9 protein-coding genes are annotated in these 12,169 nt (G+C 67.2%); 2 read left to right on the top strand and 7 right to left on the bottom strand.

Annotated elements, in window-relative coordinates; genetic code table 11:
* Nucleotides 1-136 precede the first annotated feature (136 nt).
* From ACFYWY_RS28755 to ACFYWY_RS28725, 7 genes are all read right to left on the bottom strand, one after another.
* Nucleotides 137-1,297, bottom strand: coding sequence for an ABC transporter ATP-binding protein (locus ACFYWY_RS28755; RefSeq protein WP_389191121.1), 1,161 nt, complete (start codon nucleotides 1,295-1,297; stop codon nucleotides 137-139).
* Complete coding sequence (locus tag ACFYWY_RS28750) at nucleotides 1,290-2,348, bottom strand: ABC transporter ATP-binding protein (RefSeq protein WP_389191118.1); 1,059 nt, start codon at nucleotides 2,346-2,348, stop codon at nucleotides 1,290-1,292. Before ACFYWY_RS28750 ends, ACFYWY_RS28755 begins: the two co-directional genes overlap by 8 nt.
* 14 nt (nucleotides 2,349-2,362) lie before the next feature.
* On the bottom strand, nucleotides 2,363-3,316 hold the full coding sequence (locus ACFYWY_RS28745; protein WP_389191115.1) for an ABC transporter permease: 954 nt from the start codon (nucleotides 3,314-3,316) through the stop codon (nucleotides 2,363-2,365).
* Nucleotides 3,309-4,241, bottom strand: a complete 933-nt coding sequence (locus ACFYWY_RS28740) for an ABC transporter permease (RefSeq protein ID WP_389191136.1) — start codon at nucleotides 4,239-4,241, stop codon at nucleotides 3,309-3,311. Before ACFYWY_RS28740 ends, ACFYWY_RS28745 begins: the two co-directional genes overlap by 8 nt.
* Before the next feature lie 170 nt (nucleotides 4,242-4,411).
* Complete coding sequence (locus ACFYWY_RS28735) at nucleotides 4,412-6,049, bottom strand: ABC transporter substrate-binding protein (protein ID WP_389191112.1); 1,638 nt, start codon at nucleotides 6,047-6,049, stop codon at nucleotides 4,412-4,414.
* 398 nt (nucleotides 6,050-6,447) lie between these two features.
* The gene (typA, locus tag ACFYWY_RS28730; protein WP_389191109.1) at nucleotides 6,448-8,322 is read right to left on the bottom strand and encodes a translational GTPase TypA; all 1,875 of its coding nucleotides are present in this window, start codon (nucleotides 8,320-8,322) and stop codon (nucleotides 6,448-6,450) included.
* A 274-nt stretch (nucleotides 8,323-8,596) separates the two neighbouring features.
* Nucleotides 8,597-10,762 (bottom strand): ABC transporter family substrate-binding protein, encoded by a 2,166-nt coding sequence (locus ACFYWY_RS28725; protein WP_389191106.1) that lies wholly within the window; start codon nucleotides 10,760-10,762, stop codon nucleotides 8,597-8,599.
* Between the two features lie 320 nt (nucleotides 10,763-11,082).
* Here ACFYWY_RS28725 and ACFYWY_RS28720 point away from each other — a divergent pair, with 320 nt between their 5' ends.
* Nucleotides 11,083-11,337 (top strand): hypothetical protein, encoded by a 255-nt coding sequence (locus tag ACFYWY_RS28720; RefSeq protein WP_389191104.1) that lies wholly within the window; start codon nucleotides 11,083-11,085, stop codon nucleotides 11,335-11,337.
* A gap of 9 nt (nucleotides 11,338-11,346) precedes the next feature.
* Nucleotides 11,347-12,168, top strand: a complete 822-nt coding sequence (locus ACFYWY_RS28715) for a hypothetical protein (protein ID WP_389191101.1) — start codon at nucleotides 11,347-11,349, stop codon at nucleotides 12,166-12,168.
* Nucleotide 12,169 lies beyond the last annotated feature (1 nt).

Raw genomic sequence — 12,169 nt, 5'->3', positions numbered from 1 at the left:
AAAACACCCCCAACAGGGGGGGGGGCGCCGGGGCCCCCCCCCCCCGCCCCCCGCGCCCCCCCCGGGGGGCGGGGGGGGGGGGGGGGGCGGGGGCGGGGGGGCCCCCCCCCCGCCCCCGTTCACGTACGGAGCAGCACTACGCCGCGTGGACGACGTCCTTCTCCTCGGCGAAGTGGCACGCGGACTCGTGCGCCGCCGGCGTGTCCGCGCCCTTGAAGCGCTCCGGGACCGCAAGCAGCGGGATCTCCTCGGCGCACTTGGCCTCGGCCTTCCAGCAACGGGTGCGGAAACGGCAGCCGGACGGCGGGTTCGCCGGAGACGGGACGTCGCCGGTGAGGATGATCCGCTCGCGGCCCTCGCGGGCCTCCGGGTCGGGGACCGGGACCGCCGACAGCAGCGCCTGGGTGTAGGGGTGCGTCGGGTGGTCGTAGATCTGCGTGTCCGTACCGATCTCGGCCATCTTGCCGAGGTACATGACGCCGACCCGGTCCGAGATGTGCCGGACGATCGACAGGTCGTGGGCGATGAAGATGTAGGAGAGGTTGAACTCGTCCTGCAGCTTCTCCATCAGGTTGATGACCTGCGCCTGGACGGAGACGTCCAGGGCCGAGACCGGCTCGTCACAGATGATGATCTCCGGGTTGAGCGCCAGGCCGCGGGCGATGCCGATGCGCTGGCGCTGACCGCCGGAGAACTGGTGCGGGTACCGGTTGATGTACTCCGGGTTGAGGCCCACGACGTCCAGGAGCTCCTGGACCTTGCGGCGGCGGTCGCCCTTGGGCGCCACCTCCGGGTGGATGTCGAAGGGCTCCCCGATGATGTCGCCGACCGTCATACGGGGGTTCAGCGAGGTGTACGGGTCCTGGAACACCATCTGGATGTTGCGGCGTACGGCTTTGAGCGCACGGCCGGAGAGCCTGGTGATGTCCTGGCCCTTGTAGAAGACCTCGCCGGCGGTCGCGGTCTCCAGCGTCATCAGCAGCTTGGCGACGGTGGACTTGCCACAGCCGGACTCGCCGACGATGCCGAGGGTCTCGCCCTGGTAGAGGTCGAAGGAGATCCCGTCGACGGCCTTGACCGCGCCGACCTTCTTCTTGAACAGGATGCCCTGGGTCAGCGGGAAGTGCTTGACCAGGTTGCGGACCTGAAGGATCGGCTCACCCTGCGAGACGGGCGCGTCGATGGCGGCGACCGCCTCGGCTTCGGTGGCGGCGTCGACCGTCTCCACCTCGGAGACGTTCGGGGTCGCGTCAGAGTCCTCCGACGGGGTCGCGTCGGACTTCTTGAGCTCAGCCATGGATCGTCTCCTTCCAGAAGTGGCACGCGCTGCCGCGGCCGACCAGTTCCGTGCCGTCCTGCTCGGTGACCGGAAGCAGTGCCGGGATCTCGGAGCGGCAGATGTCCTCCGCCTTGGTGCAGCGCGGGTTGAACGCACAACCGGACGGAACGCGCAGCAGGTTGGGCGGCAGACCCTTGATGGCGAAGAGCTCCTGGCCCTTCTGGTCCAGGCGCGGAATGGAGTCGAGCAGGCCGCGGGTGTACGGGTGCGCGGGGCGCTTGTACAGCTCGTGCACCGGGGCGGTCTCGACGATCCGGCCCGCGTACATGACCGCGATCTTGTCCGCGACGTCGGCGACCACGCCGAGGTCGTGGGTGATCAGGATCAGGCCCATGTTGTACTCGCGCTGCAACTCCGCGAGCAGCTCCATGACCTGGGCCTGGACGGTGACGTCCAGCGCGGTCGTCGGCTCGTCGGCGATGATCAGGTCCGGCTCCAGGGCGAGCGCCATCGCGATCATGATGCGCTGGCGCATACCGCCCGAGAACTGGTGCGCGTAGTCGTTGACCCTGGCCTTGGCGGCCGGGATCTTGACCTTGTCCATCAGCTCGATGGCCCTGGCCTTGGCGTCCTTCTTGGACAGGCCCTGGTGGACACGGAACATCTCGCCGAGCTGGTAGCCCACGGTGAGGACCGGGTTCAGCGAGGAGAGCGCGTCCTGGAAGATCATGGCGATCTTGCGGCCACGGATCTGCCTGCGCTCCTCGTAGGACATCTTGAGCATGTCCTCGCCGCGGAAGAAGATCTCGCCCTGCGGGATCTTGCCGGGCGGCATGTCGAGGATGCCCATGATCGCCTGCGCGGTCACGGACTTGCCGGAGCCGGACTCGCCGAGCACGGCGAGCGTCTCACCGGCGTTCACGCTGTAGTTGACGCCGTTGACCGCCTTGGCCACACCATCACGGGTGTGGAACTCCACATGCAGGTCGCGGACTTCGAGCAGGGAGCCCTCGTAGTCGTTGCCGTCGCGCGGGGCGGGGACAGACGCGGTGTTGTCGATGATGGTCATGTCTTACGCCCTCCTCAGCGCAGCTTGGGGTCGAGGGCGTTGCGAACTGCTTCGCCGAGCATGATGAACGCCAGAACGGTGATGCTGAGCATGATCGACGGGTACAGCAGGATGTGCTGCGCCGTACGGATCTGCTGAACACCGGTGGAGATGTCGACGCCCCAGGAAACGATGGGCGAGGAGAGGCCCAGACCCAGGTACGACAGGGTCGCCTCTGCCGAGATGTAGCCGCCCAGCGCGATGGTCGCGACGACGATGACCGGGGCCATGGCGTTCGGCAGGATGTGCCGGAACAGGATCCGGGTGGTGCCGGCACCGAGGGCCTTGGCGGCGTGGACGTAGTCGGCCTGCTTGATGGTGATCACCGCACCGCGCATGACGCGGGTGATCTGGGTCCAGCCGAGGAACGCGAGGGCGAAGACGACCACCCAGATGGTGCGCTCGGTGAAGGACTGCAGCACGACCATGGCACCGAGCAGGAACGGGATACCGAAGAAGATGTCGGTGATCCGGGAGAGGATCGCGTCCGTGATGCCGCCGAAGTAGCCGGCGATCATGCCCGTGATGCCACCGACGATGGTGACGATCAGGGTGACGCAGATGCCGACGATGACGGAGGCACGGGTGCCGTGGATGAGGCGGGCGTACACGGAGCGGCCCTGACCGTCATAGCCGAGCCAGCCCTCCGAGCCGACGCTGGCCAGTTCCGGCTTGCCGAGGTAGTGGTTCACCAGGTCGCCGACCGTGGGCGAGGCGCTGGTGAACAGGCTCGGGAAGGCCGTGATGACCAGCAGGAAGAAGATCAGGACGGACGCGACCAGGAAGTAGGGGTTGCGGCGGAGGTCCTGCCAGGCGTCTCCCCACAGGCTGCGCGCCTTGTCCGGCTTCTGGGGCGCGGGCGCGGCGGCGGAGGGCGGCGCGATGGCGTCCTCGGTCGCGGCAGCCGCGGTCTTGGTCACGTCAGGCATAACGGATCCTCGGGTCCAGGACCGCATACAGCAGGTCGATGAGCAGGCTGGTGGCGAGGTAGACGAGCACCAGGACGGTGACGAGACCGACCAGGGTGGTGCCCTCACGTCGGCTGATCGACTCGTAGATGACGCCGCCGATGCCCTTGACGTTGAAGATGCCTTCAGTGACGACCGCGCCGCCCATCAGGGCGCCGATGTCGGTGCCGAGGAAGGTGACGACGGGGATCATCGAGTTGCGCATCAGGTGGACACCGATGATCCGGCGCCTGGGCAGACCCTTGGCCACGGCCGTGCGCATGTAGTCGGCGCGCAGGTTCTCCGCCATCGAGGTGCGGGTGAGCCGGGCGACGTACGCGAGCGAGAGGCCGCCGAGCACGATGGCCGGCGCGATCAGCTCGGACCACTTCTGCTCGTTGCTGACGTTCGGCGCCATCCAGCCCAGCTCGAAGGCGAAGACCATCTTGATGATGAAGCCGAGGACGAAGACCGGGATCGAGATGATCAGCAGCGTGAAGATCAGGATCGCGTTGTCGGCGAGGCGGCCGGCCCGCAGACCGGCGATGACACCGAGGCCGATGCCGAAGATGAGCTCGAAGGCGAAAGCCAGCGCCGCAAGCTGCAGCGTGATGGGGAACGCGTCGCCCAGCACCTCGGTGACCGGCCGCCCATTGCGGATCTGGTTACCGAAGTCGAAGTGCAGGACGATATTGGTCATGTAGTTCCAGTACTGCTCCCAGATCGGGAGATCCAGCCCCAGTTCACGTCTCTTCGCCGCGAGGGTCGCCGGGTCGACGCCCTTGTCGCCGAACAACCCCGCCACGGGGTCGCCAGGCAGGCTGTAGACCATGAAGAAGATCAGAAAGGTTGTCCCGAGGAATACCGGGATCATCTGGAGCAGTCGTCGTGCGACATAGCGCCCCATCATGCCTCCGTTGAGATGTGACAGCCGCAGCCGACGGGCCCTCCCCCGGCAACCGCGCCCCGATGGGTACGCGAATGTCGTGGAAGGGCCCCCCAGCCGCTGCGTAAGGCGCCGTTGCGGGGCTGGCGATACGTCAGCCCCGCAACGGCTTTCGGACTACGCCTGGGCGATTACTTCTTGACCTCGACGCCAGTCAGGATCGGGTCACCGTCCTGGCCGTACTTGACGCCGGAGACCTTCTCCGAGTAGCCCGCGTTGACCTTGTAGTACCAGAGCGGGATCGACGGCATGTAGTTGACCAGGTCCTTCTCGATGGCCTGGAACTGCTTCACCGAGTCGTCAAGCGTCGCGGCGCTGTCAGCAGCCGCGATCTTGGCGTCGAGCGCCTTGTTGGAGAATCCGCCCTGGTTACCCGCAGCACCCGTACGGAACAGGTCGCTGACGAAGTTGGAGTTGACGGGGTAGTCCAGCACCCAGCCGGAGCGGTAGATCGACTTGACCTGCTGGCTCTTACGAGCGGTCAGGTCGGCCTGGAAGTCCGGCTTGCTGTCACCGGTGCACTTGACGCCGGTCGCCTGGGTGATGCTGTTGCAGACGGCGTCGACCCACTCCTTGTGGCCGCCGTCCGCGTTGAACTGGATGAAGATCTCGTTCTTCGGGACGCCGCCGCCGGCCTTGATGAGCTCCTTGGCCTTGGCGGGGTCGAACTTGGTGACGTCGCCCGCGGCGTTGTCCTGGTATCCCACGACGCCCTTGGCGACCCAGCCCGTGGCCGGCTCACGCGTACCCTGCAGCACCGTCTTGGTGATGGTGGCGCGGTCGATGGCCATGGACAGACCCTGGATGACCTTCGGGTCGACCTGCTTCGGCTTCTTCCACTGGTCCGCGTAGAAGGCGATGGCCAGCGTCTGGATCGCGGAGTACGCCTGGTCGACGGCGCGGTCGCCGAGGTCGGCGCGGTAGACCGGGAGGTCCTTCGGGCCGATCTGACGCAGGACGTCGACGTTGCCGGACTTCAGGTCCTCGTAGGCGGCCTCGAGGGTGGTGTAGTTCTTGAAGAGCACACCACCGTTCTTCGCCTTGTTCGGGCCCTTGTAATCGTCGTAACGGACGATCTTGATCTGCTTCTTGTGGTCCCAGCTGTCGAACTTGTAGGGACCGTTGCCGACCGGCTTCTCGCCCGCAGCCTTCGCGTCCTTGTAGAAGGACGCCGGCAGCGGGGCGAAGACGATGTAGGCGAGCTTGTGACCGAAGGCCGGGACCGCGCTCTTCAGGTCGATGGTGAAGGTGGTGTCGTCGACGACCTTGAGGCCCTCCATGGCCTCGGCGGTCGGCTTGGCGCCTTCCTTCTCCGGGTGCAGGGCGTCGAAGCCCTTGATGTCCGCGAACCAGGAGGACAGCCCCTGGGCGTTGTTGATGTTGGCGTTCCAGTTCCACGCGTCCACATAGGACTTGGCGGTCACCGGGGTGCCGTCGTGGAAGGTCCAGCCCTTCTTGAGCTTGACGGTCCACGTCTTGGAGTCGGTGGTCTCCACCGACTCGGCGTTGATCATCTCCAGCGAGCCGTCGGCCTTGTAGTCGACCAGGGTCGAAAACAGGCCGGCCATGACGGCGGAGCCGTTGGACTCCATCGTGTCGCCGGTGTGCAGGAGCTTCTCCGGCTCACCCAGCTCGATGGAGAAGATCCCGTTCGGGTCCACTTCACCCTTGGCGTCGGAGCCACTGTCGCTACCGCCACCACAGGCGGTCGCTGCCAGAGCGACGATTACCGCACCAGCTACCCACTTGGCGCTCTTGGCACCGCGCATGGGTTCCTCCTCATGAGTCCACTTGTCACTACAAGAGAGGTACATCTACGCGCGCTGACACCCCTGACAGCGAACACGTCAAGTACCCCGAGTGTGCTCGTGAGTCGGCGCTCCCCACAGCGCGTGACCCATTGACCCGAGCTCAATGGAGCCAACTATTGAGTACGCCCGAGCCGTAAACCACACTTAAAGGGTCTCGTTTTGACAACATCGCCGGACCCTGTCAGCCCGAAATCCGGACAAAGCGAGCACAGACAGACACCCGCGAAACGGACCGTTAACACATGTTCCGGAGAGCGCTAGCCGATATGCGGACACTCGGGCCAGGAAAACGAGTTGACGAACGGTCCGGCCCCCCGCAAGTTTCTGCGAGGGGCCGGACCGTCAGTGATGGGGCGTCAGTTGCGCTTGGCGCGGGAAGCCGTGCGGCCGCGCTCCTTCTGGTCCAGGACGACCTTGCGGATACGGACCGTCTCCGGGGTCACCTCGATGCACTCGTCGTCGCGGCAGAACTCCAGCGACTGCTCCAGGGAGAGCTTGCGCGGCGGGACGACGTTCTCCGTCGTGTCCGCGGAAGCCGCACGCATGTTGGTGAGCTTCTTCTCCTTGGTGATGTTCACGTCCATGTCGTCGGCGCGCGAGTTCTCGCCGATGATCATGCCCTCGTACACCTCGGTGCCGGGTTCGGTGAAGATGACACCGCGCTCCTGGAGGTTGATCATCGCGAACGGCGTCACCGAGCCCGAACGGTCCGCCACCAGCGAGCCGTTGTTACGGGTGCGCAGCTCGCCGAACCAGGCCTCGTGGCCCTCGAAGATGGAGTGCGCGATGCCCGTGCCGCGGGTCTGGGTCAGGAACTCCGTACGGAAGCCGATGAGTCCGCGGGACGGCACGATCCACTCCATGCGGATCCAGCCCGAGCCGTGGTTGGTCATCGTCTCCATACGGCCCTTGCGGGTCGCCATCAGCTGCGTGATGGCGCCGAGGTGCTCCTCGGGAGAGTCGATCGTCATGCGCTCGATCGGCTCGTGCGTCTTGCCGTCGACCTGCTTGGTGACGACCTCGGGCTTGCCGACGGTCAGCTCGAAGCCCTCACGGCGCATCTGCTCGACCAGGATGGCCAGCGCGAGCTCACCACGGCCCTGGACCTCCCAGGTGTCGGGGCGTTCGGTGTCCAGGACGCGGAGCGAGACGTTGCCGACCAGCTCCCTGTCCAGGCGGTCCTTCACCTGGCGGGCGGTGACCTTGTGGCCCTTGCCGCCCTTGCCGACCAGCGGCGAGGTGTTCGTACCGATGGTCATCGAGATCGCGGGCTCGTCGACCGTGATCAGCGGGAGCGCGATCGGGTTCTCGGGGTCGGCCAGAGTCTCGCCGATCATGATGTCCGGGAATCCGGCGACCGCGCAGATGTCGCCCGGGCCCGCCTTCTCGGCGGGCTTGCGGGTGAGCGCCTCGGTCATCAGCAGCTCGGTGATGCGGACGTTGGACATCGAGCCGTCACGCTTGATCCAGGTGACGGTCTGGCCCTTCTTCAGCTCACCCTGCTCGACGCGGCAGAGCGCGATACGGCCGAGGAAGTTGTCGGCGTCCAGGTTGGTGACGTGAGCCTGGAGCGGCGCGGCCTCGTCGTACTCCGGGGCCGGGACGTGCTCGAGGATCGTGTTGAAGAACGGCTCCAGGTTCTCGCTGTCGGGCGGGACGGTGCCGTCCTCCGGCTTGGTCAGCGAGGCGACGCCGTCACGGGCGCAGGCGTAGACGATCGGGAACTCGATCTGCTCCTCGTCCGCGTCCAGGTCCAGGAACAGGTCGTAGGTCTCATTGACGACCTCGTCGATCCGGGAGTCGGGGCGGTCCGTCTTGTTGATGCAGAGGATGACGGGCATCCGGGCCTGCAGCGCCTTGCGGAGCACGAAGCGGGTCTGCGGGAGCGGGCCCTCGGAGGCGTCGACGAGCAGGACGACCGCGTCCACCATGGACAGACCGCGCTCCACCTCGCCGCCGAAGTCGGCGTGGCCGGGGGTGTCGATGATGTTGATGGTGATCGGGTCCCCGCCGGCCTTGGGGTGGTACTTCACGGCGGTGTTCTTCGCCAGGATCGTGATGCCCTTCTCACGCTCCAGGTCGTTCGAGTCCATCATGCGGTCGTCGAGGTGCTCGGCGGCATGCGCGGCGAAAGCGCCCGCCTGCTTCAGCATGGCGTCGACCAAGGTGGTCTTGCCGTGGTCGACGTGGGCGACGATGGCAACGTTACGGATGTCGTGGCGCGTGGGCATGCTGACTAGCGCTTCTCTCGATCGTGGGATCAGGCGTCTGACGGTCGTAGCCTCGTCCGCCCGCCGGGCGGACACGCCACGGCTAGTCCTATGGTACGGGGCCGACGCGTCGGGGGCTTCCCGGCCCGATCGGGAAGGGGATCGTGGAGCGCTGGGGGTGTGCTGCGGTGTGCAGTGGAGCGGGTCGAAAGCCCGGGTCAAGGGTGGTCACGATCTTGCCCGCCGGCGACGCCGGCGGGCAAGGGACTTGAGCCAGTTCTGAGGTTCTGACCTGCTACTTCTTGGTAGTTTTGGTGTCCTTGGGCTTCTTGAAGCCAATGTCCTGATAGCGGGGTGCCGCGAAGCCGAAGGCGCCCGCGTTGGCCACCGCGGGCTTGGCCGCGACCAGCTCGGGGCGCTGGTAGAGCGGGATGGATCCGGCCGCGGCCCAGATCCGGGCATCGGCCCTGCGCACGAGGTCGCGGGAGGCGTCCTCGTCCAGCTCGGCGGCCGCCCGGTCGAAGAGCTGGTCGATGTGGTCGGAGCCGACGCGGGTGTAGTTCTGCTCCACCAGCAGTGAACCGTCGGAGGCGGGCACGGGCTTGGCGAAGATCGGTCGGGCGTCGGTCGCCGGGAAGGCGGTGGCGGGCCAGGAGTACAGCGCCAGGTCGTAGTCGCCCGATGCGATGTGGTCCTTGAAGTAGCTTTCGTCGGCGACCTTGGTGATCTCGGTGCGCACACCGATGCGGTTCAGCATCCGCGCGATCTTGTCGCCCACGGTGCGCAGCGCCTCGGAGCCATGGCCCGCGGGGAGGACGAAGCGGAGGGTGAGCGGCTTGCCGTCCTTGCCGACCGGGCCGGCCGCCCGGGCGGGGGCGGCCGTGCCGCGCGGGGCGTACGCTCCGGCGACTTCGCCCCGCTGCTTCGCGGCGTTCGTCCGGGGTCTGGTCGCGGGGTCGTCGTCGAGGGACTCGGCCTGGCGTTGCAGGGCCATGCCCTGGAGGGCCGCGGCGGGGGCGGGCGCGAGGACATGCGTAGCGCTGCTGCCGGACTCGGGGCCGTGGCCGCCGCTGCCGGGCTTGTCGTCGCCGACGATGTAGAGCCCTTCGGCGGAAGCCTTGTCGGCCTTCTTCGATTCGGCCTTCTTCGGCTCGGCCTTCTTCGGCTCGGCCGGGCTGGGCGACTGCGTTCCTTCGCCGTCGCCCTCGCCGCCCGCCTTGGCCGGGTCGGGCTTCATGCGTGCTCCGGCGCGCGTCCAGCCGGCGTCGGCCAGCAGTGCCTGCGCCTCCTGGGTGTCCTGCTCACCGAGCGCCGCGCTGTTGTCGGCGTACGCCCGCTGCCCGGCCAGTGCCAGATGACTGCCGGGCGGGGCGGCGGGCAGACCGAGCGGGGCCAGTACGGTCTCGGCCAGTTCCTTGCGGTCCAGCGCCCGGGCCACAGCGCGGCGCACCCGGTCGTCGGCGAGCGGTCCCTTCTCGCCGTTCAGCGCGAGCTGGGTGTATACGGGCTCCAGCGACTTGCGGAGCACATAGCCGTGGGCGAGCTGCTGGCCGCCCGCGCTCTTCTTGTCCCGTGCCACGAGGGCCATCCGGTCCGCGGTGCTGGGGTCGACCTCAGCGAGATCGAGGCTGCCTTCGGCCAGCGCGGCGGCGCGCTGGTCGCGCGGCACGGCGGTCAGCACCACCCGCTCCAGCTTGGCCCGCTCCCCCCACCAGCGGGGATTGCGTACGAGAGTGGTCGTGCCCGACACGCGGTCGACGGCCTTCAGCTGGAACGGGCCGGCCATCACCTTGAGCGTGCTGCGGGCCCCGTCATTGAAGGAGGTCGGGCTGCCGGTGACCTCCCTCGGGTAGAGCGGGGTGAAGAGGGACTGCCAGTCCGCGTACGGCCTCTTGAAGGTGATCTTGACCTCGAGGCCGTTGGCGCCGCGCTCGATCTTCTCGATCCGCTCGTAGCCGGCGTTGCGCGCGGTCCAGTACGCGGAGTCCTTGCCGCTCAGCGCGCGCCACTGGGAGACGAAGTCGGCCGCGTCGATCTCCCGGCCGTCGCTCCACACCGCCTCCTGGTTGAGCTTGTAGAGCACGACCTGCTTGGGCTCGCGCTTGACGATCTCGGCGGACTCCACATAGTCGGGGTTGCGCTGCGGACGGCCGCTCTGGTCGAGGGTGAACAGGGAGGGGAGCACGGCCCCGGCGATACGCGTAGTGGCGGCGTCCGCGTCGGCCTGGAAGACGTTGAGCGTGGTGGGCGAGGCGTCGACCGCCCAGCGCAGCGTCCCTCCGTCGGCGACCAGATCGCGTCCGGCGGGCGCGATGTCCTGGGCCGCGGCCTTGCCGATGTCGGGCTCGTCCGAGCTGCAGCCCGACAGTGCGGGCAGAGCGAGGACCCCGCTGGTGAGCAGCGCGACAGAGCGGAGCATCCGGGAGCATGCCCTCCCGCGTGGTGCGTCGACCTTGGACATCACTTGTACCTCTTCGTCCAATTTTGCGGATTTTGGAGATGATCACACCGATTCCCATCCACTGAAGGGGAAGGTGCGCGACAGGCGGCGGCGACACGGCGCGACCAACAGCAAGGTCACCCGTGCGGCCCAACGCAGAACCGGGCACAGTGGTACCGAAAGGGAGAAAATGTGGGTAGTGATATCCGAAACACAAGGGGCGCGCTGAAAGCGCATGCGCCGGGAATCCCTGCACGTCCCTTCACAAGCGGGGACGTGACGCGCGACACTCGCAGGCGCATGAGCCATGCCACCGCACCCTGCGGAAGTGAGGACAAGCCATGTCCCAGCAGGAAGACCTGACGGCGATTCAGCGGCGCCTCGACGAGCTGGTCCAGCGTGTCGGAGAGCTGGAGCAGACCGTCGATCAGCTGCGTGGCGCCGGCCCGGCCACGAGTGCCGAGCCGATCACACCGGGCACGAAGACACCGGGCCGCCCCGAGCTGGTCACCATCCCCGACGTCCCGTACAACAACGCGCTGTGGACGGATTCGGACGACGAGGGCCTGGGCGTCCGAGACCGGCACGCTCCCTAGGAGACCTCGTTGGCCACAGGTACTGAACCACCACAAGTCAATACGGGCGTGCACGGCGCCACCCGCGCCACCATCGGACCGCGCCATCTGCGCACCGACCTCTGGTGGCTGTCGCCCGCCGTGACCGCCGCCGGGCTGCTCGCCTTCATCGTCTACGCGACATGGCGGGCATTCGCCAATGCCGACTACTACGCGGCGCCGTATGTCTCGCCGTTCTACTCGCCCTGCCTCGCGGAGAACTGCGCGCCGATGCGGGACGGCCCCAACTGGGAGATCTTCGGCAGCTGGTGGGGGCTGTCCCCGGCCCTGCTGATCCTGATCTTCCCGCTCGGCTTCCGGCTGACCTGCTACTACTACCGCAAGGCCTACTACCGGGGCTTCTGGGCATCGCCCCCGGCCTGCGCGGTCGCCGAGCCGCACAAGAAGTACACCGGCGAGACCCGCTTCCCGCTGATCCTGCAGAACATCCACCGGTACTTCTTCTACGCGGCGATTCCGGTCGCCGGAATCCTCACGTACGACACCGTGCTCGCCTTCCGCGACGAGCACTACGAGTGGGGCCATATGGGCCTCGGCACCCTCGTCCTCCTGGTCAACATCGTGCTGATCTGGGCGTACACCTTCTCCTGCCACTCCTGCCGGCACATCATCGGCGGCCGGCTGAGGCACTTCTCCAAACACCCGGTGCGCTATCGCCTGTGGGGCTGGGTCGGCAAGCTGAACGACCGTCACATGCTGCTCGCATGGACCTCGCTGTTCAGCGTCGCGCTCGCCGACTTCTACGTCTATCTCGTCGCGTCCGGTGCCTTCGACGATCCGAGGTTGTTCTGAC

The organism is Streptomyces sp. NPDC002870, assembly GCF_042888505.1.
In the GTDB taxonomy this organism is placed as follows: Bacteria; Actinomycetota; Actinomycetes; order Streptomycetales; family Streptomycetaceae; genus Streptomyces.
Note: the sequence above shows the minus strand (reverse complement) of the source record. Positions and strands in the feature narration are given on the sequence as shown.